Genomic DNA, 22623 nt, shown 5'->3' with positions numbered 1-22623 from the left:
GACCACCGCGTAACGCGTACGTTTTTCTCCCACGGTTCACGAGACGTAGTCGATGGTCCGGCGCGTCGTCCGGTCGTGGCGACCCGTGCTCGGGTCGGTCGCGGCCAGCGGTCTGTTCCTTCGAGCCGCCGCGTACACACCGTGGAACAACCTCGGTGAACTGCTCGGTACGCTCGCCGACAGCGCAGCCTTCACCACAGTCTTGACAGCATTCGCCGGAAACTCCACGCTCTTGGGACTCGCGAGTCTCGCGTCGCGGTGGCTGCTGTACCTGATCGGGATCTACCTGCTCGTCCCCGAGTTGTTACCGACCAGTTTCGGCGCGTGGACCGACCGGCCGGTGCCGCGGGCGCTGACCACGGGCGGCGCGTTCGCGATGTATTTACACTACACCGGGGCGCTTCCCGGTCCCGACGTGCTCTGGTTCCCCGGTTCGACCGCCCTGGTCGCAATCGGCTTTCTCGCGTACTTCGGCGGTGGCTCGGATCCCTTCCGGCCGACTGGAGAACTGGCCGGCATCGTTCAGACAGCCGGGTTGGCCGAGGAAAGCGGGGATTCCGACGAGGCCGATCTCCTCGACCCCGCAGAGACGCCGTCTGTGCACCCGGACGCCGCGGACCGTCGGTCGGTGATGCTCCGCGTGGTCCTCGCGCCCGTCCTGTGCGCGATGCTGGCGATGATGATCGCGTTCTTCGGGTTGTTGGTCTTCGTGGTCGGCCTGTTCTTCCCGCTTCCCGAACTGTCGGTCCTCGCGTGGTCGGCCTACGGCGCGGTGCGTGAGCGGATCCAGTGGCTACCGGGCTCTGACCGGAGTCGAGATGTCGACGTCGAGGCGTCGATCTACGACATCGTCGGTCCGGCGTTTCGAAACCCCATCGAGGGGCTCGTCACCGTCGCTGGCGTGGCTGTCGGCCTGTTGCTGTCGGCGTTGCCGCTTCTCTCGTTCGTTCGCGTCCTCGACGCGCTCAGTCTATCGGAGGTTCGGGCACTCGTGGCGCAACCGGTCCGCGGCGCTCCGACGTTCGTCCTCGTCGGCGGGATGTTCCTCTTCGGGGCCTACGGCCTGTGGTACTGGTCGCGCGTGAGCCGTCGGATCCCGCAGTTTATGTTATCTCGAGACGGCCGTGACTCGCCCACGCCGCCCGTGACGCGACCGCTGTATCTGACGGCTCCGCCGTCGCTCGTCCTCGTCGCGTTCGGTGCCCTGACGCTCGCCGCCGCATCGCACATCCACCGACACTCCGGTGTCGAGTACTGGCCGCCTTCGTACGCGCTCGCCGCTGGCGCAGTCGTCGTGTGTGGAATCCTCTTCGCTATCGGCGTAATCTGGCGGACACACCGATACGCCCGAGCGAACGGACCACAGGGGGCAGACGACGAGAACCGAACGCTTCCCGCGGCGGTCGCCACTCAGGTGCTCGCTGTGGCGCTGGCCGGTCCGGTGTTTTACTCCTACGACGCTATCGTCGCCGGCGGTCCTGCGGTCTACTTCGAGCAGGTGGCTCAGACGGTGGGTGCGAGCGGATTGTTCGTTGGCAGCGGGCTGTTGCTGTTCTATCACACGACGATCTGGACCCGAAGCGAGTCGCTGTCGCGGTTCTGGGCCGTGTTCGTTCGGTTTGGATTCGTCGTCGCCGCCGGAGGCCTGATGGCCGGTGCTACCGGACTCTACACCGGTTCGTGGACGCTTCCGGCCGTGATCACGGGCGGTTGCTGTCTGCTCGGTTTCGTCGTGGTCGCGAGCGAGTTCTGGGAGAGACGAGAGTGAAAAGCGCGTCGAGAGCGCGAGCGCAGGCCGGCGTTTTAGTGTCGGTCCGACCGACGGGGGTGTATTTTTGTACGTTCCACGCGGGCCTCGTAGTATGGCGACCTACGTACTTGCGACGAATCACGTCGACACCAGCGCGCAACTGTGCGATTATCTCATCGATCGCGTCTCGCGGAGCGACGAGGTACACGCCGTCAACTCCTTGCCCGGCGGCGACGACACCGACAGCCAGGACGTTCGCGAGGGGGAAGAGTCGCTGAACGTCGTCTCCTCACGACTCGCCGGAGTCACCTCGGTCGAGACGCACCAGTTCGTCCGCAGCAACGCGCCCTACACGGACGTGTTGGAGCACGCCGATGACATCGACGCCGACGAGATCGTCATCGGGATTCGCAAGCGGAACCCCACGGCGAAGGTGGTCTTCGGGAGTACTACCCAGCGAATCCTGCTCCACTCGAATCAGCCGATCGCCGTCGTCCCGCTCGTCGAGGTGGAGTAGGAAGCCGCGTGCGTTTCAGGGTTCGACGGCGGTTTCGAGAAACGCCAGGCCGTGGCCGACTGCTTGTTCGACGCCGTCACCCGCGTAGAGATCGAAATGATCGACCGGGAGTCTGATGAGCGTCGCGTCGAGGAGCGAGTCCGCGGCCGCCTGGACTTCGTCGAGCGCAACGACGTCGTCGCGTGTCCCGCCGACGAAGAGTGTCGGACAGGAGATTCGCTCGCGGTCGTCGTGAGCGGTGTCTCGGGCGAGCGCAAGAAGCGATCGCCCCGGCGTCCGGTTCGTCCACTCGTCGTCAGAGACGAGTTCGCGGTACTTTCGGGACGCGTTCGGCGACGACACGAGTGCCGGACCGCGGCTGTCGTCCCCGCTCCCGGACGCGACGGCGACGTCGTGGATCCCGACCAGCGGAGACTGAATGAGGTCTCGGACGCCGGCGAGGACGCCGCGAGCGAAAAATCCCGGGCCGCGGGCGCGAAGGAACGCACGACCCGAAAGGATCGGCGTCTGTGAGACCACCGCGCGGATGCGCGTATCGTTGGCGGCGACGTCGAGGACCGTCCCCCCGGCGAGGTCGGTCCCCCAGAGCACGAGTCGATCGGTGGGGACGTCGCCCCGGCCGCGAAGGCCGGCGATAGCCGCCTCCCAGTCGGTGCGCTGGCGCGCCGGAGCCAGGAGGTTTCGCGGCGTCCCGTCGCTGTCGCCCGTGTACCGCACGTCGAATCGGAAGGATGCGTAGCCGGCCGCAGCAAGCCGCTCGGCATACTGGCTCAGACCGGACGAACTCGTGCCGAGGAGTCCGCCCGAGAGCACGACGAGCGGTGGCTCCGCCGGTCGATCCGGCCGGTAGAGTCGGCCGACGCAGCGTTCGCCGTCGCTCCGGAATGTCATCCGCACGGACGAAAACTCGTAGCGGGACGGTCGCCGGCGGCGACCCGAGGGTGCGACCGCCACACGCGACCCGTCTTCGGTCACTTGCGTGTCCTGGTCGGCGTCCGGGGCCGGAGGGGATGTCACCGGTCGCCCTCCGAGAGCGTGTCGATGACGAGCGCCGAGAACTCCTCGCCGGTGATGTCGTACTCGGCGTACTGCCGGAACCACTCGGCCTCGGCGTGCCACGTCCCCTGAACGTTCTCCTCGTGGCGGAGCACCGTCGCATCGACGCGCGCGGGGTCCCACTCGCCGTGTCCGAACGCGTCGACGAACGTCGAGAGCGCGCGTCCCATCTCTTGATGATTCACCGAGACGTCGGGAAACGCCGTCAGGTAAACCAACTCGACCGTTTCGCCGTCGGTGTCGAGCGACTCGACGTTGATCCCGTTAGAGCGGAGTTCGCCCTCGAGGCCGGAGATGACGTCGTTCATACTTACGTGTTCGACCCAGGGGGAGTAAACAGTTGCCGCGCGCAGTGCGGCCAATCGGGCGAGCGCCATCGATCGTTTCGGCCGATACCACTACTTCTCGAGGCTTCCAGGTGGACCTATTACTTCGACCGGTGAACCGCTCTCGACCCTCTACGTCGACGACGACGTGCACTTAAGGGAGTTGGTGAAGACGCATCTGGAACGTGACTCGACCGAGGTTGAGTGCGAGGTGACGATCGAAACCACACCGGGGCGAGACTCGATCGGATTCAGTCAGCGGACGCCACGTTCGGCTGCGTCGTCAGCGACTACAATATGCCCAATGTGGACGGCGTGACGTTTCTGGAAGCCGTCCGCGGCCATCGCCCGAAGTTGCCGGTACTGCTCTTCTCGGGCGAAGAACCCGACAACGTCGCCGCCGAGACCGTCCGTGCGGGACTGACCGACTGCCCTCAGAAGGGGTTCGGGACCGACCAGTACACGATGCTGGTCCGTCGGGTCGAACACGCCGTCGAGGGCGAGGGAACGTTCGATCCGGAGGTCGAGACCGAGGCCGACGGTGTCGGAATCCTGAGGGCCGACGAGCGCTTCGAGGAGGCAGATGAGACGTACGCCTCTCTGTACGGATACGCGGCAGACGAGGCACGGGGGAGACACTGGACCGAACTCCACCCGCACGACGAGGTCGAGCACATCCGCACGCATATCCTGCCAGTCGTCGAGGGCGGCGGCGAGTGGCACGGCCGGAGTCGCGGGCTTCGGTCGGACGGGAGCCTCTTCACCGAGTCCAAACTGGTGACTGCGCTCGCCGACGATCGGCTCCTGATTGCGGCTTCGGAACTGCGTGAGAGTGACTCGAACGGCGTCGGCTGACGTTTCGGTGTCGCTAGATTTCTACGCGAGGGCCGCCGCTACACCTCCGAGCGAAAGTCTCCACGCGAAGACCGTCGCTATACCTCCACGCAAAGGCCGTCGCGGGCGACCGCAACGTCGCCGTTGTAGTGAGTCCTCACGGACTCGACTAACTCCTCGTGGCGGCCTCGGGTGTGGGGATAGAGATGCGTCAGGTAGACCCGGCCGACGTCGTGGCCAGCGAGTGCGCGTCCGAGTTGCGACGGCGTCGGATGGTTGGAAACGTCGACGTCGTCGGGGAACGAACAGTCGTGCGCGAGGACGGCCGCCCCGTCGGCGAAGGCTGCCAGCCCCGGGGTCGCCTCACCGTCGCCCGAGAAGACGACGTCGCCGGCCGAGTCAGCGGTGGTGAAGCGATACGCCAGGCAGTCCATCGAGTGGTCAGTTTCGGTCGCGCTGACGTCGAACCCGGCGACAGAGAAGGAGGTCGGCCCGACCTCGCGCACGCTCAGGTCGACGCGGCCCCGCAGGTACTCGTGGACCTCGAGGAGTCCGTCCAGAAGCGACTTCGTTCCCGCGGGGCCGACCACTTCGAGGTGTTCCTCGCCGGCCAGCCAGCGGGCTTTCAACAGCGGCAGCAGGTCGGCGACGTGATCGAGGTGGTGATGCGTCAAAAGCACCGTCGAGACGCCCTCGTAGTCGACGTCGGTTCCCGCAAGTCGGTGGAGCACGCCGCTGCCGCAGTCGACGAGAAGTGAGCGGTCGTCGGACTGGAGCAAGAGCCCCGTCTGCACGCGGTCGGAAACGGGCATCGCGCTTCCGGTCCCGAGGAAGGTCAGTCGCATCGCTGGGTGTTGGGCCGGTCCGCCGATAGGCGTTCGGGACCGACGGCGGATCGCCGACGCTGTGTGGAGAGGCGAGCAGCCGACACGGCAGTTTCGTTCCGTTCCGAGATCGACGTGTCGGACAACCGCGACTCGACCCCGGACGGGTGCTACGTCACGGCAGTGCTGGCCCCGTGTTGGTATATAAAGCCTCGGAGCGATCCCGCGGGCGAGACCCGGCCCGGACAGAACCCACTTACCCGTGCGGCCTAACCGACACACGATGCCGAAACGCGGGCGCGAACTGCTACAGGAAATCGCGCGGGATCCCAGCGACGGCCGAACCACCGATGGCGACACGGCGTTCGATTTCGACCCGGGAGAAGTCGAAATCAGTGACGAACCCGTCCTGGACCGGCTCGAACCCGCAGTTCGCGAGTGGTGGGTCGAGGAGTTCGGCCAATACGTTCCGCAGAACGGCGGCTTCTTCACCCCGCCGCAGCGGGAGGCCATCCCGCTTGTCGACGAGGAAACGAACGCGCTGGTCTGTGCACCCACTGGGAGCGGCAAGACGCTCGCGTCGTTTACCGCAATTCTGAACGATCTCTTCGCGCGTGATCGCGAGCGCGAAGACGGACTGGAGAATTCGGTGTACTGCCTCTACGTCTCGCCGCTGAAGTCGCTGGCCAACGACATCCACCGGAACCTGACCGTTCCCTTGGAGGGGATCAGCGAGCGGTTGGGTGATCGTGGAGCCGACGTCGAGGTCAGACACGCCATCCGGCACGGCGACACCGACAGCGCCGACCGGCAGCGGATGCTCTCGGAGACGCCACACATCCTCAACACGACTCCGGAGACGCTCGCGATCCTGCTCAACGCGCCGAAGTTCAGGGAGAAACTCCGGACCGTCGAGTACGTGATCGTCGACGAGATCCACAGCCTCGCGGAGAACAAGCGCGGCACGCATCTCTCGGTGTCGCTGGAGCGCCTCGAGGACCTCGCGGAGACCTCGCCGACGCGGATCGGCTGCTCGGCGACAGTCGAACCGCTCTCGACGATGGCGGAGTTTCTCGTCGGCCGCGACGACGAGGGCACGGTCAGAGATCACGAAATCGTCGATACGCGGTTCGTCCGCGACTTCGACCTACAACTCGAGTGTCCCACCGACGACCTGATTAACACGCCCAGATCCGAGATCCAGAACGGGTTCTACCACCGCCTGCACGAACTGATCGACGACCACGAGAACACGCTGGTGTTCACGAACACCCGTTCGGGTGCCGAGCGCGTCCTCGAGAACCTCCGCGGGAGCTTCGACGCGTACGACGATGACAACTCCGGTTGTCACCACGGGAGCCTCTCGAAATCGCGGCGGCAGGCGATCGAGGAAGGCCTGAAATCCGGCTCGCTCGACGTGGTGACCACCTCGACGAGTCTGGAGTTAGGGATCGATATGCCGCATCTGGATCTGGTGATTCAGGTCGGGTCTCCGAAGTCCGTCGCGTCGCTGCTGCAGCGGGTCGGACGTGCGGGCCACAGCCTCGGCCAGACCGTCGAGGGGCGGGTCCTGGCGCTCGATCACGACGAGTTGGTCGAGTGTGCGGTGATGCTCCAGAAGGCGAAGTCGGGGTTCGTCGATCGGGTGTTCATCCCCGAGAAGGCCCACGACGTCGCCGCACAGCAGATCTATGGGATCGCGATCAACGCGGTCCGGCGGGAGGAGGAGGTCCTGCAAACGCTGCGACGGGCGTACCCGTATCGGAACTATACCGATCGCGACTGGGAACGGCTCTGCCGGTATCTCACCGCCGACTACGAGGGGCTGGAAGCAAAGAACGTCTACGCGAAGATCTGGCGCGACACCAACGATCCCCCGTCGGGGCCGCACCATCACGACGGGTTCGACGTGGGCGAGCCACTCATCGGCAAGCGCGGTCGGATGGCGCGCGTCATCTATATGACGAACATCGGGACCATACCGGACTCGTTCACGTGCGAGGTGCGGACCCGCAACGGTGACGAGTGGGTCGGCACGCTCGACGAGAACTACCTCGACACGCTCGAAGAGGGCGACGTTTTCGTTCTCGGTGGCGACCGATTCGCCTACCGCTACCGTCGCGGGTCGAAGGTGTACGTCGATCGGACGAGCGCCCGGCCGACGGTCCCGTCGTGGTTCTCAGAACGGCTCCCGCTCTCGTACGATCTGGGGCGCGAGATCGCCTCGTTCCAGGGCGACGTGCTCGATCACCTCCGCGCGGGGGGACGTCCGGCCGTTCGCGGGTGGCTGCGCGACTTTCCGATCGACGAGAACGCCGTTCGCGCGATCGCCCAACTGTTCGACGAGCAGCACCAGTACGCCGGGGCCGAGAGCGTCGCGACGGACGAGCGGTTCGTCGTCGAAGCGGAACTGGACAGAGAGACCTATCGCCGGCACTTCTACGTCCACTCGCCGTACGGCCGGCGGTTCAACGACGGCCTCTCCAGGCTGGTGGCCGCCCGGTGTGCGAACCGGACGAACGCGAACGTGCAGATTGCCGTCGCCGACAACGGCTTCTCGCTGTCGATGCCGCTGAACCGGAAAGTCGACGTCGCGGCCATCCTCCGGGACCTCGATCCCGCGGCCGTCAGAGTCGAACTCCGAGAGGCGCTGGAGGAGACCGATCTCCTGAAGCGGTACTTCCGGATCGACGCCACCCGGTCGCTGATGATCCTGAAGCGCTATAAGGGGTACGAGAAGTCCGCCGCCGAACAGCAGGTGTCTGCGGAGATGTTGCTCTCGTTCGCCGACGACCTGGACGATTTCGCCGTGATGGAGGAGACCTACCGTGAGATAATCGAGGACAAACTCAATCTCCGCGCGATCGAGGAGATCCTGCACGCGATCGACCGCGGCGACGTGACCGTGTCTTCGATTCGCGTCGATTCGCCGACGCCGCGGGCGTTCGGGCTGGCGACGCTGCTCGCCAGCGACGTCGTCCTTGCGGAGGACGAGAGCGCGGTGCTACAGGAGTTCCACGCACGCGTTCAAGACGCCATCGACGAGGGAGACGAGACCGTCTCCGAACCGGGGACGACGTCCTCATAGGAGAGCGGTCGCTGACGAGACGTGTTGGAGTGCGAAGCCAGCGAATCCGGCGACGAGCAGGCCCAGGCGATTTTGACCACCGGCCGAACCGTCAGCTCACGCAGCCCCCGACCGTGCCCGTCTACCGCTGCGCCCAGTCGAGTAGTCGCGCGTAGAACGGATCCGACCCGAGCGCGTCGGCGTCGCCGACGAGCGCGAGCGCCTTCTTCGCCCGCGTGAGCGCGACGTTCATCCGCCGGTGGTCCTCGAAGAGCGGGCCATCGAGCGTCCCGGTCGCGACAAAGGAAACGACGATCACCTCTTCGGCGGACCCCTGGAATCGATCGACGGTGTCGACGGTCACGTCGGTCCGGCGCGAGATCTCGGCGACCTGTGCCCTGAAGGGGGCGATGACGCCGATGTCGTCGGGATCGACGCCGGCGTCTACGTAGGCGTCGACCAGGTTGGCGACGCGGTCGGCCTCGGTGGGGTTCGTGTTGCCGACCCGCTCGCCGTCGGGGTCGACGAAGGCGACGGAGTCCCGAAGGTCAGATGGAAGCGCGGCCTCGTCGACGCCGAGGTCCGCGAGTCGCTGTGCGGCGACCGTCCCGTCGGCGGGTCTGAGCGCACCGTCGTAGAACTCGGTGGACGAGAACGCCTGGATGCGCTGGGCCATCCGGTACTGCCGGTCGAGCAGAACCGAGGCCGCCGGGTGGTCGTCGATGAGCCGCTCGAAGAGGGACGTCGTGAGCGCGTTCGCGCCGTCCTCGTGGTCCGAAGTCTCGGCAGTCTCGAGGGCCTCGACGTTCCTCGGCGACGGGCCGGCTTGCACGACCGGCGGCAGTTGCTGGTGGTCGCCGACGAGGACGAACCGCTCGGCCAAGTTGGTGGCGGCCAGCGTGCTCGGTTCGGTGAGTTGCGACGCCTCGTCGACCAGTGCGACGTCGAAGGACTGCTCGCGCATCACCCGCGACCCGCAGGTGGCAGTCGTGGCTGCGACGACCGGCGCGTCGCGAAGCGCCGCCGCCCGCTCGTTCGGGTCACCACCGCGTTCGAGACGGACGTCGAGCATATCCTCGCGGACGCCGTTCTCGGTTCCGACGCGAACGACGTTCTGGACCCCGGCCTCGCGGACCGCTTCGAGCGCGTTGTCGACCGCGCGGTTAGTGAACGCCGAGAGCAAGACGCGCTCGCCGGATTCGACGAGGGCGCGGACGATCCGTGCGATAGTGTGAGTCTTGCCCGTCCCCGGCGGCCCGTGGATCAGCGCGAAGTCGTCGGCGTCGATCGCCAGCCGAACAGCCTCGTCCTGGGCCGCGTTGTTGTCGACGTAGGTGCCGGGCGACGCTGAGCGGTCCGCGAACGTCGGCTCACGGCGGTCGAAGAGCGCGTCTTTCCTATCGGGGTCACCCTTCAGAACGAAGTCGTGGAGTGCGGTGAGCATCCGGTCGACGCCGATTTCGGAGGGGTACACGTCGAGTCGGCGGACCGAGAGCGGTTCGTCGGCGCGGACGACGACTTCGTCACCGACGTCGACGATCCGACAGAGTTCGGCGTGGCCCGCGACGGGGTCGCCATCGCTCGCGAGCGCGACGTCGCCCTCACGGAGTTTCGAGACGGCGTCGGAGGGCTTCTCGGCGCGGAGTTCCCACCGGCCGTCGTCGAGTTCGACTCGGCCCGCGGGCTCCAGGTCGATCAGCGCTCGGTCGTCGTCCGCGCGCGCTTCGGCAGACTGTTCCCAGAGCTTCCGGTATTCGGCGTGGACCGCGCGGCGCTCGGCTTCGATTGCCTGATAGAATCGGTCGAAGTACGCGCGCTCAACCTCGGGAACCGGAGTGCCGACCTGCCCGGCCTTCGATTCCTGGTCGAGACGGCCGGAGACGACCATACAAGTGTCCTGCTCGAAGCAGTACTCACAGCGGGCGTCCGCTTCGTAGCCCGTCGGCACCGACGAGTCGAACTCCATCGCCGCAATCTCGTTGCGGGTCCGGACGACGAAATCGAAGAGACCGTCACCGATCGAGAACTCCTTCGCGGGCGAGAGGTCGCCCGTCTCCTCGGTGCGTTCCAGCGCCGTGTTCTTCGTGTACAGGAGGGTACCCGTGTCGGCGGAGACGCCCCGTTCTTCGAGGATCAGCGCGTATGCGGCCGCCTGAATCTTGTCCTGAAACCGGGGCTCGCGCTTGGTGTTCTTCCCCGTCTTGAGTTCGACGGGCATCCCCCGGCGGAGCGCGTCGGCGCGCCCTTTGATGCCGTACGTCGGCGAGATCAGCGTGTACTCCGAGCGCCAGGCGTCCGCTTCGGTGAGTGTGCCCTGCGACAGCCACCCCTCGATAGCCGCCGCGTTGCGACGGACCTCGTCGCGGACCTCGTCGGCCTCGCGACCGAGAAGGCCGAGTTCCAGTCCCGCCTCGCCGACGCGTTCGTCGATCGACGCCGCGAGGTCGCGATCGCGGAGGAGATCACCGAACACCTCGTGGACGATTGTTCCCTTGACCACGGGGTAGTTCAGCGGTATCCCCGAGAGTTTGTTCAGGTAGTACATTCGCGGGCACTGGACCCACGAGCGCACGTCGGTCACGTCCACGAGGAAGTCGGGTTCGAGCACGACGTGGGAGTCGCCCGTTGTCGCGTACGTCGTCTCGCCGCGGTACTCGTCGGTTTCGAGGGCAGTCGCGAGCAGGTCCATCCCGGGTTCGGCGTGTTTGACCGTCTCAGTCCACTTGCCCCATAGGGTGAGATCGGCGGCGCTGCCCGCCACGTCGGCGTGCGTCTCGCCGCCGGATTCTGTGCCGCCGTCCGCGCTCGGCGCGCCGGCCCCCGGGGTCGGACGGACCGTGACCTCCGCGAGCGAGCGCGTCCCGTACGACGTTTCGACTTCTCGCTCGTCGCCCACTTCGACGATGCGACCGCGCAGTTTCACGTAACGTCCCTGCGGGTCGCGGGGTAAGACGCTATCGGTCGGGGAGATGGACCGACGGCCCCCCCCCAAGCACAAGAGGGAGGCGTCGTTTCCGGTGAAAATGACGACGACAGCCCTGGATTCGACGGGAGCGGAACCCTCACCGACGCCCGTGGTCGGGGTGTGGCAGGAACTCCGACCACCAGCGAAGGAGGAACCATAGCAGCACAGCGCCGAGCACGAGACCGGCGACGAGTCCGGCGGCGATAATGAAGAGCGATCCGCCGGCCTGGAGCGCAATGAGGCCGCCAGAGGCCGCGACGAGAGCGACGAACCCGAACTTGAGCCGTCGACTGGCGATGTCGCGCTCGGAGTCCGTCAGGCTCGGACCGACCACGTCAGATCGACCCCGTTCGGGGTTCGGGAGGCGATGTGTTTCCTGCCATCACTGGAACCCGCGACCGACGCCGTCCTCGTCGACGAGGTCGTCGAGATCCTTCGAGAGCAGTTCGTCGGCGTCGGCGAACTCCTCGCTCAGTTCGTCGAGTCGACCCGGGCGGCCGTCGAACTCGTAGTCCATCGGCCCGAACGCCGGACTGTCGATTGCGTCCATCACGTCCTCGAAGAAGTCGTCCGGGGACGTCGGGGCCTCGGCGTGAACCTTCACCGCCTCTTCGAGGCGCTTGGCCATCATTTCGGCGTGGTCCTCGTCTTCCGGCGGCGACTGCACCGCGAAGTTGCCCGGGTCGTCACGCTCCTGCCTGGGGAGCAACGGTTCGAGGTCTTCGTCGATCCGGCGGGCGACGCGGCCCCCGACGCCACGAAGTTCTCTCGGGTTCTTCGCGTACGTCTTCAGTGCGTACACGCCGGCATTGGGGTGCCCGAGGTACAGATCCTCGCCGAGTCCGTCGCGGCGGTCGCCGGCGACGGCCCGCCAGCCGTCAGGATCGACGCCGGCGTCGGTCACGTCCGCGAGGATGTCCTGCCAGTCTCTAACGCGCATACTTCGGATTCGGTCCCCGGTAGAAAGAGTATGACGGTTGGCGTCGGCTGAACGCCGAACGTCGGGCCTGCACCGGGCCGCTCACGGATCGACGCGGGTGAGCCACTGCAGCGGATCGTCGAGTTCCGCAGCCGTCGGGAGGTTTTCCGGGCGTTTCCAGACGGCTCCGGCGGCCTGGAGTCCGCGACGGTCGGCGACGGCCTCGAAGAACGCGGCCCCCCGCTCGTACTGCCGCCGTTTCATTCCGAGTCCGAGCAGGCGGCGGGCCAACTGCGCGAGCGGTCCGCCACCGCTGCGCCGCGCGTCGAGTTTCGCTCGTAGGTCGGCGTACTCCGCGTCGAAGGCGCGGTCCATCAGGAGTTCCGCATATCCCTCGACGGCAGTCATCGCGACGTCGACCTCCTGGAAGGCCTCGCGGTCGAGACTCCCGCTTGTGAGTTTTTCTAGGCCGTCTTCCATCCGGGTTTCGAGGTGCTCGGAGAGCCACGGCGCAGCGCCGAACTCCGCGGCGTGGGTGACCTCGTGGAAGGCGATCCAGCGTCGAAACCGCGGGTAGTCCACGTCGAGTTCCGCTGCCGCCGCGACGATGTTCGGATGGACGAAGTAGAGGCCGTGTTCCGCTCCGTCTCCCTCCGCCAGCAGCAACGGATCGTACTGGCCGAGCACGTTCGAGCCGAGAAACGAGAGGACGAAGGCCATCGATCCGGTGTTGATCACCCGGGTCGCGCTCGGGAACGCAACGCTCACTTCGGCTTCGATCGGTCGCATCACGCGGCGAAACGTCTCGACGTTGGCGTCGATCCAGTGGTGACGGCTCTGAACCTCGATGGTTTCCGGGACATCGAAGTCGAGGCCGCCGACCGATCGGAGTCGCTCACGGGCGTCGCGAACGTCCGTGGCGTACCCGCTCTGCTCGCCCTCGGAGAGGTCGAGCCCGCCGGGATCCGTCGCGCTCTTGGCGGCCGTCGCGACGGCCGTCCAGTCGATCTGTCCGGCCCCGTCGGAATCGCCCGCGCCCGCGACTGCCTGAACACTCCGAAACAGGTTCATATCCACCACAGGGGACGAGCGCGCAAAACGCTTGTCCGGGGGACAGGTGGGAACTAGTGATTCGCCTCGGCCGACAGTTCCGTGATAGTCACCGCGTACTTTGCGCCGCACTCACACCTGACGATGCCATCCGATGCCTGGCCGTGGATCCAGTTTCCACACTCACATCGGATCTGGACGGCTCCCGTTGATTCGGCCCCCATATAATGTAATTCTAATAATACAATGGGACTAATAGGTACCGGTGCCCCGCGTCGGTTTCAGACCGCGCAGTTGTTCGGGCCGAGTTCCAGGTCGTCGCCCTCGCTGGGTTCCAACTCGAAGACGCCGCGGTTGACGTCAATGACGGTCTCGAAGTTCGGCGGTTTCTCGTCGGTCCGCTCGGTGACGCGCTCGACGAACCCGTCGCGGTCCAGCGCGAACAGGTGCAGTTGCTCGCGGAGGTCCCCGAGCGTTGCGGCCACCAGTTCACCCGGTTCGCCGACGCCGAACCGACCGTCGGCGTCTACCGACACGTGACCCGGAAGGACAGTCACGTCGTCGGCGAGATCCGCGTAGACGTCGTGGAGCGTCTCATAGAGCATCTCGGCCCCCGCTTCCGCGCCCGCGTCGCCGAACTCCAGTTCGGTCCGGCCCACCGACTCGACGAACAGGGTGTCCGCCGAGAGGAGATATTCGCCGTCGACGAGGAGGTTCACCAGTTCGGTCGTGTGGCCAGGGGCTGCGAGGACCTCGACGTCCACGTCGCCCACCGAGAGCGTCTGGCCGTCCGAGACGGGCGTGAAGTCGTACAGCACGTCCCGCTCGGTCGCCTCGCTGTGCAGATAGTACGGCACCGAGACCCGGTCGGCGAGCGCGCGGCCACCCGAGAGGTGGTCGGCGTGGACGTGCGTGTCGAGAACGCCCGTGATGCGGAGGCCGGCGTCGGCCGCCACGAGTTCGAACTCGTGGTGTTGCCGCGTTGGATCGACTACGAGCGCCTCGCTCGTCTCCCGGTCACCGACGACGTAGCCCAGACACCCCTTCGCCCGGCGCTGGATCTGCGCGAGAAACAGATCGCCGTCGACGTCGAGTTCGACGACGTCGTAGAGTTTGCTCCAGTCTTCCATCCCGCCTTTGACGACGCTGACCTCCTCGTAGCCGCGAGCCGACAGTTCGAAGCCGAACGAGGTCGAGGCCAGTCCTTTCGCACAGATGACAGCGATCGGGTCGTCATCGAGGAGGGCCGCGACGTCGTCCCAGGTGAATCCGCCGCCGAGGCCGTCGACGGGGTGGTAGGGGACGCTCACCGCCCCCGGCACGTGCCACGCCTCGAAGCTCTCTGTCGGGCGCGTATCCACGAGTGTAAAGTCCTCGTTGGCGTCGATTGCGTCCGCGAGGCCGCCGACGCTCCGTTGGGCGAGCAGTTTCGACATACTCGTAGTACGACCCCGGTGTGAATAAATCTCGTTGCTGCCGCTGGCTCCGGACTCAGGCAGCGCGAAAAGTACCAGTCAGCGAATCGTCCCCTTAGATCTCGTCCTCGAAGTCTTCGAGGGCGTAGACCGTGTCGCTACCGCGACGGTCGAGCGTCTCGTTGGCAAGCAGCCAGTAGACGACCGACAGCGCGCGTCGACCCTTGTTGTTCGTCGGAACCACGAGGTCAACGTTGCTCGTCTGATTATTCGAGTCACACATCGCGATGACCGGGATACCGACCGTAATTGCCTCTTTGACGGCCTGTGCATCGCCGATCGGGTCGGTGACGACGACCACGTCCGGCTCGATGTAGCCGTCGTAGTCGGGGTTCGTCAGCGTCCCCGGAATGAAGCGTCCGGTGCGTGCACGTGCGCCGACCGCGTCGGCGAACTTCGTCGCCGGGAAGCGGCCGTACTGTCGCGAACTGGTGACCAGCATCTGCTCGGGGTCGTAGTTCGCGAGGAAGTCCGCGGCCGTCCGGATCCGCGAGTCGGTCTGGCTGACGTCCAGCACGTACAGGCCGTCGTCGCGGACACGGTGGATGAACCGCTCCATATCCTCGGTCTTCTGCTGGGTCCCGATATGGACCCCCGCCGAGAGGTAATCCTCGACGGGAATGAGGAGGTCGGCCTCCTCGTCGGGCATCACGTCTTCGTCGAAGGCGGGTCCTTCAGACTCTGTCTCGGCCTCGTCCGCCTCGTCGGCGGCCGCGCCGTCGTCGGCGTCGACCTCGTCTGCGGCGGTCTCGGCGACCGGTTCGGTCGTCTCGGCGTCGGCCTCGGTCGCCTCGACGGTGCCGTCGGCCGCGTCGGCCTCGGGTTCGTCGTCGACGACTTCGACCGCGTCGTTATCGTTCTCTGTCATACTGCGTCGTCCGCGATGCGGATGAGTTCGTTGAGTTTGGCGGTTCGCTCGCCCTGGACCGTCCCGGTCTTGATGAAGCCGGCGTCGGTAGCCACAGCGAGGTGTGCGATCGTGGTGTCTTCGGTCTCGCCCGAACGGTGGGAGACGACCGTCTCGTAACTGTTCTGGGTCGCCAGTTCGATCGCGTCGAAGGCGTCCGACAGCGAGCCGATCTGGTTCGGCTTGATAAGGATCGAGTTCGCGGCGTCGGCGTCGATGCCGTCCTGCAGGCGCTCGACGTTCGTCACGAAGAGGTCGTCGCCGCAGACGAGCGTCTGATCGCCCACGCGCGCGGTGAGATCTGCAAAGCCCTCGTAATCGTCCTCGTCGAGGGGGTCCTCGACGTAGACGAGGTCGTACTCGCGGACCATCTCGGCGACGTACTCGACCTGTTCGGCGGTCGATTTGACCTCGTCACCGTAGACGTATCCGTCCGCGTCGGCGTCGTACAGTTCCGCGGCGGCCATATCCAGGCCGAACTTGATCTCGAAGCCGAGTTCGTCGGCGGTGTCTTCGACCGCCTGATCGACGAGTTCGAACGCGTCTGCGTCCGAGATCGGCGGCGCCCACGCGCCCTCGTCGCCCTTCGCGGCGGGAACGCCCCGTTCGTCGAGGAGTTCCGAGATGCGCGCGTGGACGGCGGCGTTCGCGAAGACGGCCTCGGAGACGCTCGGGGCGCCGACTGGCGCGGCGAGGAACTCCTGAATGTGGGTGGCCTCTTTGGCGTGTTCGCCGCCGCCGACGACGTTGCCGAGCGGCGTCGGGAAGGACTCGCCGCGGAACGTCCCGCCGAGGTGCTGATACAGCGGCGCACCTAAGACGTCCGCACCGGCCTTCGCGGCCGCCATCGAGATGGCGACGGCGCTGTTGGCGCCGATCTCCGAGAAGTCGCCGGTTCCGTCCGCCGCGTGGAGTGCGGCGTCGACTTCGCGCTGGTTCCCGGCGTGGACAGCGCCGACGAGTCGCGGAATTGCTCCCTCCCGGGCCGCAGCGATCGCTTCGCTCGGCGGGAGTTCGATGGCTTCGTACTCGCCCGTACTCGCCCCACTCGGGGCGGCCGCGCGACCGAAGCCGCCGGACTCTGTCAGGACGTCGGCCTCAACCGTGGGGTTGCCACGGGAGTCGAGGACGCGGCGGAGCGAGACGTTCGTAATGAGCGTCATCTCACTCGCCCTCCCGGTTCACCGTGAACGGCAGGACGCCGGCGTCGTACTCCTCGGCTGCGACCAGAATCGGCTCGGACTGGTCAGTATCGACGAGTACCGGGGCCCCATAGGAGACCTGCAGCGCTCGCGCGCCCAGGACACGGGCCTTCTCGTACCGATTGTACTGGGTTCGTCCGCTCATTGGTAGGGTGCCACGACGTCGACGAGGTCCTTGTGCGAGACCATCATCCGCCGACAGCAGTGCCTCTCGACCCCGAGGTCGTCGAGGACTTTCGCCGGGTCCTCGTCGCCCTCGCGGGCGCGGTCTTTGAATTCGTCCCAGTGTTCACCGACGACGTTGCCGCACGTGAAACACCGAACTGGTATCATCATAGATGGATCACCTCAGCGGTAGGACTTCTGATAGCGCGCTCGGGCGCCCGGTCCGCCCCACTTCTTGGGCTCGGACTGGCGCACGTCGTTGACGAGCAGCGAGCGGTCGAAGTCCATATACGCGTCGCGAAGTTCGGCGTCGTTGAGATACTGCACCAGCCCGCGGGCGATCGCTGTCCGCGCGGCGTCGGCCTGTCCGGCGAAACCGCCGCCGGAGACGCTGACGTCGATGTCGACCTGCGAGCGGAGATCCTCGCCGGCGATGCGGAACGGCTCCAGCATCTTCAGGCGGGCCATCTCCGGCTCGACGAGTTCGACCGGCTGGGAGTCGATTCGGACGCGGCCTTCGCCCTCGCGCACGGTGGCGCGGGCGATGGCCGTCTTCTTCTTGCCAGAGGTATTCGTTACCATGTGACTTTTGCACCCAGGTTCTCGGAAATCTCTCCGAGTGAGAGGAACTTGATGTTCGAGAGTCGGTCGAGCGTGGTACCCTCGATCGCGTCGCCGTCCTCGTCGAAGGGGTTACCCACGTAGACGCGGACGTTGCCGACGGCTTCGCGGCCCTCGGTTTTGTCGGTCGGCAGCATTCCGCGCACCGCGCGCTTGAAGATACCGTCCGGACGCGACGGGTAGTTCGGTCCGCGGTCGGAGCCGACGTCGGCGCGTTTGCGGTACACCGACATCACGTCCTCCTCGGAGCCGGTAATCACGGCGTCCTCGGCGTTGATGATCGCGACTCGCTCGCCGTCGAGGGCGCGCTGGGCGACCTCGCTGGCGACGCGTCCGACGATACAGTTTCGCGCGTCGACGACGACGTCGGCGTCGAACTCGGAGAGACTCATCGGATCACCCGGACGTTGCTTCCCTCGGGGTTGTCCTCGATAGCGCGCTCGAGCGCCACCGTGTCCCCGACCTGTTCGATCTTCGTTCGAGCGGACGACGAGAAGTCGACCGCCGCAACTGTAACATTCTTCTGCAGCGCACCACTCCCCAGCACTTTGCCGGGGACCACGACGGTCTCGTCCTCGCGCGCGTACCGTTCGATACGCCCGAGGTTGACCTCCGCGTGTGTGCGCCGTGGCTTCTCCAGACGGTCCGCGACGTCCTGCCACACGTTGGCACCGGACTCACGGGAGACCGCCTTCAGCTCGGCGATGAGACTGTTGAGTCTCGGATTCGTCTTACTCATTGTCTACCTCCTGAGAGTTGGACGACCGGGGCACTCTGGCACCAGTCGTCCGAGAGAATTCAGAGTGCAGGGAGCAGGATTTGAACCGCCGGGGGACGCGTCGCGCCTCCCGTGGTGCAAATCCGCGTGCCGTGCACACGGCTCGCCCGTTCGGACGAGCCGAGAAGTGCAGGGAGCAGGATTTGAACCTGCGGACCCCTATGGGACAGCGCCCTGAACGCTGCGCCGTTGGCCAGACTTGGCTATCCCTGCTCGCACTCCGTTGTACTGCGTGTCCCTTCAAACCCCTTTCGGTCTGGCGAGGCTCGCCGCCGCAGTGCGAGTCCGCGACGGGCGCGGTGCTCACGGCGGGCGAGCGTCGGGCGACGGGTGAGGGGACAGAGATCATACGTGACTCAGATCGCGACTTTGTCTTCGAGTTCGGCTGCGCGGTCACCGAGCGATTCGGCGGCCCGCAGAACGAGTTCTCCGACGCTGAACGAACCGTCGGTCTCCACGTGGAAGACGAACGCCTCGGGCACGTCCTGAACGTCGACCTCTTTCCCCGGATACCGGTTCGTGAGGTCGTTGTCGAACGCGTCCGTCGGGACGAGGTCGCCGTCTTCGGCGCTCTCGTCGGCAGCGTGTTCGGCGGCCGCTTCTTCGATGACGCCTCGCAGGATGTTCGGCTCCTGAGACGCGAACTCGCCGGTGTCGTCGACGACCTCCACGCGCTGGAGGTGTCGGTATCCGACAGAGACGCCGCCCTGGTGTTTGGCGTGCGCCTTGCCGGTGTCGAGAACCGCGTCGGCCTCGAACTCGAGATGTTGGTTTTCTTTGAGTTCGACGATCGGGACGTTCTCGTCGGCCGGCTGGACGAGGTCGTCGGACGACTCGAGGTCGCCCGAATACGCCGTCGCCGGTCCCTCGACGTCGAGAGCAAGGGTGACGGCGTCACCCCTCTCGAAGTCGCCGAGCGGTGTCGTCAGAGGCACGAGGCCCAGACGCAGTCCGATCATCTCGTCGAACATCACCGACGAGTTCTCGACGAACCGGACGGTGTCGATACTGAACGTGGGCACGTCGGCGACCATCGCTCGGCGGATACCGTTGGCGACGGCTGGCGACGCGCCGCGGACGAGGAAGCGGGCCTTCCGTTCGCCGCGTTCGATGAACTCGACCTCGAAATCGTTCGTCATTAGTTACTCACAGACGGCTGTTTTTGGGCGCGCGCGTCCCGTCGTGCGGGATCGGCGTGACGTCCTCGATACGACCGATCTCGAGACCGGCGCGAGCCAGCGCACGGATCGTCGCCTGCGCGCCGGGACCGGGGCTCTTGTTATCGTTCCCGCCCGGACCGCGGACGCGAACGTGCAGGCCTTCGATGCCCGCAGCTTTGATTTCCTCAGCGACCGATTCGGCCATCTGCATCGCCGCGTACGGCGACGCCTCGTCGCGGTTCTGCTTCACCACGGCGCCGCCGGACGACTTCACGATCGTCTCGGCGCCGGTCATATCGGTGACCGTGATGAGCGTGTTGTTAAACGACGCGTGGACGTGGGCGATACCCCACTTGTCTCGGGTTGTCTCGGATTCGCTCATTGGTTACTACTGTCCCTCCGCGCGTTCGGGGTGGAGATCGTCCGCGAGCGGACTGTTCTCGTCGAACGTGATGGAATCCTCTTCGGCGACCTCGACCGTCTTCGATGGGCGCGTGACGCGCGCTCCGTCGACGACGACGTGGCCGTGAACAATGAACTGTCGCGCCTGGTCGGGCGTGCTCGCGAGGCCCTCGCGGTACGCGACGGTCTGGAGTCGACGCTCGAGGATGTCGGTGACGTCGAGTCCGAGGACACGACTGATGTCGTCCTCGTCAGAGAGAATGCCGTAGCGGCGGAGCCGCGTAAGGAACTCCTCGCCGGCCCCCTCTGCGGCGGTCAGATCGCCCTGCGCCTCGCCGATGAGACGTCGGGCTTCGCGTCGGTAGTTACGGAGCTCTGATTGCGCGCGCCAGAGTTCCTCTTTGTTCTTCAGGCCGTAGCGTCCGAGCAGGTCACCCTCCTGGACGATTCGTTCACCCTGGAACGGGTGATTCGGGGTCTCGTAACGCTTCGTGTTGTTTCCGGTCGCCATCGGTTATACTTCCTCGCCGCCTTCGGCGGCCTCCTCTTCGGCCTCTTCTCTGATCTCCTCGACGTTGACGCCGATCGTCCCCTCGGTCCGGCCGGTGGACTTCGTCCGCTGTCCGCGGACCTTCTGCCCGCGCTTGTGTCGGGTGCCTTTGTAGGAGTCGATCATCTTCATCCGGTTGATGTCGTGACGGCGTTTCTCGTTGAGGTCCGAGCCGGTGACGTGGGTGGTCTCCCCGCTGAAGAAGTCGCTTCGGCGGTTTGCCATCCACTCTGGGACGTGGTCGTCGATGTTCTCGACGACCTCGACGACGGAGTCGATCTCGTCTTCGTCGAGCAGTCCGAACGTCGCGTGTCGATCGACGTCTGCGACCTCGGAGATGATGCGCGCTGTGCGCTTTCCGATACCTTTCATGTCAGTGAGACTCCGCTCAACCGCCTTCGTCCCGTCCAGATCGGTCTGCCCGATCCTGACGAAGTATCGGAGGTCTTCTTCCTCCTCGGGAGCGTCGTCCTGTGGTTCTTCTGCACTCATGACTTTTGGGAGTCTGGTGAGCGTTGCGGCGGGGATTCGAACCCCGGAGGCTTGACGCCACAGAGTTAGCAACCCTGCGCCTTGGGCCAGGCTTGGCTACCGCAACATACTCGTTCTCGTACTGTCGCCCTTCCGGACTCGGGAGCCCGCCCCCCTACAGCGTATCGCAGTCAGAACAAGTCGGGGTCGCTACTTAAACATCACGATAGGGTGCAGGGATGAGAGCGGGCCACACACGTCTCGATACTGTCGATTTCGACCGAATACCGCGGTACGCCATCGCACACCGGCTGTGCGCTCGCGCGGACACCGCGCGACTCATATATACGCGTGGGCGTTCAATGCACAACCGTGACTACCGCAACACCGACTGATTCGGCGCCGGACCGCCCCGCCACTCTCGAGAGCGAGCGTGCACTCGAGTCATTCCTGTCGACGCACGACCGCGTTCTCGTCGATTTCTACACCGAGGGCTGTACGCTGTGTGCGAGTATCGAGCCCGTAATCGGGAACGTCGCTCGCGCCCACGACGACCTCGCGGTCGCGACGATCAACCCTCGGGACGATCCGGCGTTGATCGACCGGTTCGCGATCACGAGCGCACCGACGCTCGTGCTCTTCGAAGACGGCGAGGAACGAGGCCGCCTCGCCGATGGGTTCCAGGGCGTCGACGCCATCGACGCGTTCCTGGACGGCGCGAGCGACGAGTAAGAAAGCCGAGATTGCCCCGAGAACGACGCTCAGGACTCTACTTCTACCGTTTCGGGCGGCTGTCCGTCAAACGCATCGACGACAGTGAGGAAGTTCTCGAACACCCGCGTTGCCGTCTGTGTCTCGGCGTGGCGTTCCGGCGTGGCGTCGGCCAGAACGGCGTCGATTCGCTCCGGGTCGACGCCTTCGGAGCGCTTTCCCTCCGTGACTGACCGCACGGTCTCGATGTCGTACTCGGGGTGGAACTGGACCCCGAACGTCGGGCCGAGCGAAAACGCCTGACACGAGCGGTCGTTGCCGGCGAGTTCGACGGCCCCGTTCGGGAGTCGCACCACCTCGTCGGAGTGGGTCTCGAACGCGTCGAACTCCGCGGGGAAATCAGCGAACAGCGGAGAATCGTCGTACCGCTCGATGGATCGGTACCCGAGTTCGTAGCCGTCCATCGCAGCGACGCACCCGCCGAGCGACTCCGCGAGGAACTGGTGCCCCCAGCAGACGCCCAGCATCGGCACGCCGAGTTCGTGGAGGTCCCGGACCAGTTCTTCGAGGGTCTCTATCCAGGGTTCGGTGTCGTAGACGGACGTCTGTGAGCCCGAGATCACGACGCCGTCGTAGGGCCACGAACCGTCCGCGCCGGGCCACACGGGAACGTCGCTCTCGCTCACTTTGAACGCCGAGACCCGCGCGTCGAGTTCGCGTCGGAAGTTGTGCTCGGCCGGCGTCTGTCCCACCGACGCGTCGAACAGGGCGATGTGAGGCGTGGTCACACGCCCTGCTACGCGGTCAGTAGGCTTTAATATTGGTTAGTCTGTTGGTTTCTATGCACAACCGCCGGCGAGCAGGCTGGGGTAC

Annotated in this window: 25 protein-coding genes and 2 tRNA genes; 5 read left to right on the top strand and 22 right to left on the bottom strand. The window is 65.9% G+C overall.

From position 1 onward, the window contains the following. The first annotated feature begins 52 nt into the window (after nucleotides 1-52). Together ABEI27_RS04700 and ABEI27_RS04695 are read left to right on the top strand one after the other, a co-directional pair. Nucleotides 53-1768, top strand: a complete 1716-nt coding sequence (locus ABEI27_RS04700; protein WP_375798251.1) for a hypothetical protein — start codon at nucleotides 53-55, stop codon at nucleotides 1766-1768. Nucleotides 1769-1862: 94 nt separating this feature from the next. Continuing rightward, nucleotides 1863-2267, top strand: a complete 405-nt coding sequence (locus ABEI27_RS04695; RefSeq protein ID WP_375798250.1) for a universal stress protein — start codon at nucleotides 1863-1865, stop codon at nucleotides 2265-2267. Nucleotides 2268-2282: 15 nt separating this feature from the next. Here the strand turns inward: ABEI27_RS04695 and ABEI27_RS04690 are convergent, their stop codons facing one another. Then, nucleotides 2283-3284: an alpha/beta hydrolase gene (locus tag ABEI27_RS04690; protein ID WP_375798249.1), complete on the bottom strand. Its 1002-nt coding sequence runs from the start codon at nucleotides 3282-3284 to the stop codon at nucleotides 2283-2285. Next, nucleotides 3281-3631, bottom strand: a complete 351-nt coding sequence (locus tag ABEI27_RS04685) for a hypothetical protein (RefSeq protein ID WP_375798248.1) — start codon at nucleotides 3629-3631, stop codon at nucleotides 3281-3283. The genes ABEI27_RS04690 and ABEI27_RS04685 overlap by 4 nt, the downstream gene beginning before the upstream one ends. Before the next feature lie 222 nt (nucleotides 3632-3853). Here ABEI27_RS04685 and ABEI27_RS04680 point away from each other — a divergent pair, with 222 nt between their 5' ends. Then, nucleotides 3854-4504, top strand: a complete 651-nt coding sequence (locus ABEI27_RS04680) for a response regulator (RefSeq protein WP_375798247.1) — start codon at nucleotides 3854-3856, stop codon at nucleotides 4502-4504. A gap of 77 nt (nucleotides 4505-4581) precedes the next feature. Here ABEI27_RS04680 and ABEI27_RS04675 read toward each other — a convergent pair whose 3' ends face one another. Beyond that, the gene (locus ABEI27_RS04675; protein ID WP_375798246.1) at nucleotides 4582-5328 is read right to left on the bottom strand and encodes an MBL fold metallo-hydrolase; all 747 of its coding nucleotides are present in this window, start codon (nucleotides 5326-5328) and stop codon (nucleotides 4582-4584) included. Nucleotides 5329-5590: 262 nt separating this feature from the next. Between ABEI27_RS04675 and ABEI27_RS04670 the strand changes: the two genes are divergently transcribed. Beyond that, nucleotides 5591-8395, top strand: a complete 2805-nt coding sequence (locus ABEI27_RS04670) for an ATP-dependent helicase (RefSeq protein WP_375798245.1) — start codon at nucleotides 5591-5593, stop codon at nucleotides 8393-8395. Nucleotides 8396-8516: 121 nt separating this feature from the next. Here the strand turns inward: ABEI27_RS04670 and ABEI27_RS04665 are convergent, their stop codons facing one another. From ABEI27_RS04665 to ABEI27_RS04580, 18 genes are all read right to left on the bottom strand, one after another. After that, on the bottom strand, nucleotides 8517-11297 hold the full coding sequence (locus ABEI27_RS04665) for an AAA domain-containing protein (RefSeq protein ID WP_375798244.1): 2781 nt from the start codon (nucleotides 11295-11297) through the stop codon (nucleotides 8517-8519). A gap of 139 nt (nucleotides 11298-11436) precedes the next feature. Further along, complete coding sequence (locus tag ABEI27_RS04660; protein WP_375798243.1) at nucleotides 11437-11673, bottom strand: hypothetical protein; 237 nt, start codon at nucleotides 11671-11673, stop codon at nucleotides 11437-11439. 48 nt (nucleotides 11674-11721) lie between these two features. Further along, the gene (locus ABEI27_RS04655) at nucleotides 11722-12279 is read right to left on the bottom strand and encodes a hypothetical protein (RefSeq protein ID WP_375798242.1); all 558 of its coding nucleotides are present in this window, start codon (nucleotides 12277-12279) and stop codon (nucleotides 11722-11724) included. Between the two features lie 81 nt (nucleotides 12280-12360). Continuing rightward, a complete protein-coding gene (locus tag ABEI27_RS04650; protein ID WP_375798241.1) occupies nucleotides 12361-13329 on the bottom strand; it encodes a zinc-dependent metalloprotease in 969 nt (322 codons plus the stop codon). 260 nt (nucleotides 13330-13589) lie between these two features. Then, a complete protein-coding gene (locus tag ABEI27_RS04645) occupies nucleotides 13590-14744 on the bottom strand; it encodes a rhodanese-like domain-containing protein (protein ID WP_375798240.1) in 1155 nt (384 codons plus the stop codon). A gap of 94 nt (nucleotides 14745-14838) precedes the next feature. Beyond that, a complete protein-coding gene (rpsB, locus tag ABEI27_RS04640) occupies nucleotides 14839-15651 on the bottom strand; it encodes a 30S ribosomal protein S2 (protein WP_375798239.1) in 813 nt (270 codons plus the stop codon). Beyond that, on the bottom strand, nucleotides 15648-16853 hold the full coding sequence (eno, locus tag ABEI27_RS04635; RefSeq protein ID WP_375798238.1) for a phosphopyruvate hydratase: 1206 nt from the start codon (nucleotides 16851-16853) through the stop codon (nucleotides 15648-15650). Before eno ends, rpsB begins: the two co-directional genes overlap by 4 nt. 1 nt (nucleotide 16854) lies before the next feature. Further along, nucleotides 16855-17037 carry a DNA-directed RNA polymerase subunit K gene (locus ABEI27_RS04630; RefSeq protein ID WP_089767065.1) on the bottom strand — a complete coding sequence of 61 codons (183 nt, stop codon included), beginning with the start codon at nucleotides 17035-17037 and terminating at the stop codon, nucleotides 16855-16857. Beyond that, complete coding sequence (locus tag ABEI27_RS04625) at nucleotides 17034-17228, bottom strand: DNA-directed RNA polymerase subunit N (protein ID WP_089767064.1); 195 nt, start codon at nucleotides 17226-17228, stop codon at nucleotides 17034-17036. The genes ABEI27_RS04630 and ABEI27_RS04625 overlap by 4 nt, the downstream gene beginning before the upstream one ends. 12 nt (nucleotides 17229-17240) lie before the next feature. Beyond that, complete coding sequence (locus ABEI27_RS04620; RefSeq protein ID WP_375798237.1) at nucleotides 17241-17639, bottom strand: 30S ribosomal protein S9; 399 nt, start codon at nucleotides 17637-17639, stop codon at nucleotides 17241-17243. Next, entirely contained in the window at nucleotides 17633-18070 is a 438-nt protein-coding gene (locus tag ABEI27_RS04615; protein ID WP_375798236.1) for a 50S ribosomal protein L13, read from the bottom strand. The genes ABEI27_RS04620 and ABEI27_RS04615 overlap by 7 nt, the downstream gene beginning before the upstream one ends. Next, complete coding sequence (locus ABEI27_RS04610) at nucleotides 18067-18417, bottom strand: 50S ribosomal protein L18e (RefSeq protein WP_375798235.1); 351 nt, start codon at nucleotides 18415-18417, stop codon at nucleotides 18067-18069. The genes ABEI27_RS04615 and ABEI27_RS04610 overlap by 4 nt, the downstream gene beginning before the upstream one ends. 167 nt (nucleotides 18418-18584) lie before the next feature. Continuing rightward, a tRNA-Leu gene (locus ABEI27_RS04605) sits at nucleotides 18585-18669 on the bottom strand. A 143-nt stretch (nucleotides 18670-18812) separates the two neighbouring features. Beyond that, the gene (locus ABEI27_RS04600) at nucleotides 18813-19595 is read right to left on the bottom strand and encodes a DNA-directed RNA polymerase subunit D (RefSeq protein ID WP_375798234.1); all 783 of its coding nucleotides are present in this window, start codon (nucleotides 19593-19595) and stop codon (nucleotides 18813-18815) included. Between the two features lie 7 nt (nucleotides 19596-19602). Further along, complete coding sequence (locus ABEI27_RS04595; RefSeq protein ID WP_375798233.1) at nucleotides 19603-19998, bottom strand: 30S ribosomal protein S11; 396 nt, start codon at nucleotides 19996-19998, stop codon at nucleotides 19603-19605. Between the two features lie 6 nt (nucleotides 19999-20004). Beyond that, on the bottom strand, nucleotides 20005-20529 hold the full coding sequence (locus ABEI27_RS04590) for a 30S ribosomal protein S4 (protein ID WP_375798232.1): 525 nt from the start codon (nucleotides 20527-20529) through the stop codon (nucleotides 20005-20007). Nucleotides 20530-20532: 3 nt separating this feature from the next. Beyond that, complete coding sequence (locus tag ABEI27_RS04585; RefSeq protein ID WP_375798231.1) at nucleotides 20533-21060, bottom strand: 30S ribosomal protein S13; 528 nt, start codon at nucleotides 21058-21060, stop codon at nucleotides 20533-20535. A gap of 21 nt (nucleotides 21061-21081) precedes the next feature. Beyond that, nucleotides 21082-21166, bottom strand: a tRNA-Ser gene (locus ABEI27_RS04580). Between the two features lie 245 nt (nucleotides 21167-21411). On the opposite strand from ABEI27_RS04580, the gene ABEI27_RS04575 reads away from it, so the two are divergent. Next, nucleotides 21412-21771, top strand: coding sequence for a thioredoxin family protein (locus ABEI27_RS04575; RefSeq protein ID WP_375798230.1), 360 nt, complete (start codon nucleotides 21412-21414; stop codon nucleotides 21769-21771). A gap of 29 nt (nucleotides 21772-21800) precedes the next feature. Here ABEI27_RS04575 and ABEI27_RS04570 read toward each other — a convergent pair whose 3' ends face one another. Beyond that, nucleotides 21801-22538 carry a type 1 glutamine amidotransferase gene (locus tag ABEI27_RS04570; RefSeq protein ID WP_375798229.1) on the bottom strand — a complete coding sequence of 246 codons (738 nt, stop codon included), beginning with the start codon at nucleotides 22536-22538 and terminating at the stop codon, nucleotides 21801-21803. Nucleotides 22539-22623 lie beyond the last annotated feature (85 nt).

The organism is Halobellus sp. (genome assembly GCF_042218505.1).
Taxonomy (GTDB): Archaea; Halobacteriota; Halobacteria; order Halobacteriales; family Haloferacaceae; genus Haloquadratum.
Note: the sequence above shows the minus strand (reverse complement) of the source record. Positions and strands in the feature narration are given on the sequence as shown.

What these genes read in the sequence shown, in the direction of transcription:
- ABEI27_RS04700 (WP_375798251.1), top strand. Translation starts at nt 53, where the DNA reads ATGGTCCGGCGCGTCGTCCGGTCGTGGCGACCCGTGCTCGGGTCGGTC.
- ABEI27_RS04695 (WP_375798250.1), top strand. Translation starts at nt 1,863, where the DNA reads ATGGCGACCTACGTACTTGCGACGAATCACGTCGACACCAGCGCGCAA.
- ABEI27_RS04685 (WP_375798248.1), bottom strand. Translation starts at nt 3,631, where the DNA reads ATGAACGACGTCATCTCCGGCCTCGAGGGCGAACTCCGCTCTAACGGG.
- ABEI27_RS04675 (WP_375798246.1), bottom strand. Translation starts at nt 5,328, where the DNA reads ATGCGACTGACCTTCCTCGGGACCGGAAGCGCGATGCCCGTTTCCGAC.
- ABEI27_RS04670 (WP_375798245.1), top strand. Translation starts at nt 5,591, where the DNA reads ATGCCGAAACGCGGGCGCGAACTGCTACAGGAAATCGCGCGGGATCCC.
- ABEI27_RS04655 (WP_375798242.1), bottom strand. Translation starts at nt 12,279, where the DNA reads ATGCGCGTTAGAGACTGGCAGGACATCCTCGCGGACGTGACCGACGCC.
- ABEI27_RS04650 (WP_375798241.1), bottom strand. Translation starts at nt 13,329, where the DNA reads ATGAACCTGTTTCGGAGTGTTCAGGCAGTCGCGGGCGCGGGCGATTCC.
- ABEI27_RS04645 (WP_375798240.1), bottom strand. Translation starts at nt 14,744, where the DNA reads ATGTCGAAACTGCTCGCCCAACGGAGCGTCGGCGGCCTCGCGGACGCA.
- rpsB (WP_375798239.1), bottom strand. Translation starts at nt 15,651, where the DNA reads ATGACAGAGAACGATAACGACGCGGTCGAAGTCGTCGACGACGAACCC.
- eno (WP_375798238.1), bottom strand. Translation starts at nt 16,853, where the DNA reads ATGACGCTCATTACGAACGTCTCGCTCCGCCGCGTCCTCGACTCCCGT.
- ABEI27_RS04630 (WP_089767065.1), bottom strand. Translation starts at nt 17,037, where the DNA reads ATGAGCGGACGAACCCAGTACAATCGGTACGAGAAGGCCCGTGTCCTG.
- ABEI27_RS04625 (WP_089767064.1), bottom strand. Translation starts at nt 17,228, where the DNA reads ATGATGATACCAGTTCGGTGTTTCACGTGCGGCAACGTCGTCGGTGAA.
- ABEI27_RS04620 (WP_375798237.1), bottom strand. Translation starts at nt 17,639, where the DNA reads ATGGTAACGAATACCTCTGGCAAGAAGAAGACGGCCATCGCCCGCGCC.
- ABEI27_RS04615 (WP_375798236.1), bottom strand. Translation starts at nt 18,070, where the DNA reads ATGAGTCTCTCCGAGTTCGACGCCGACGTCGTCGTCGACGCGCGAAAC.
- ABEI27_RS04610 (WP_375798235.1), bottom strand. Translation starts at nt 18,417, where the DNA reads ATGAGTAAGACGAATCCGAGACTCAACAGTCTCATCGCCGAGCTGAAG.
- ABEI27_RS04600 (WP_375798234.1), bottom strand. Translation starts at nt 19,595, where the DNA reads ATGACGAACGATTTCGAGGTCGAGTTCATCGAACGCGGCGAACGGAAG.
- ABEI27_RS04595 (WP_375798233.1), bottom strand. Translation starts at nt 19,998, where the DNA reads ATGAGCGAATCCGAGACAACCCGAGACAAGTGGGGTATCGCCCACGTC.
- ABEI27_RS04590 (WP_375798232.1), bottom strand. Translation starts at nt 20,529, where the DNA reads ATGGCGACCGGAAACAACACGAAGCGTTACGAGACCCCGAATCACCCG.
- ABEI27_RS04585 (WP_375798231.1), bottom strand. Translation starts at nt 21,060, where the DNA reads ATGAGTGCAGAAGAACCACAGGACGACGCTCCCGAGGAGGAAGAAGAC.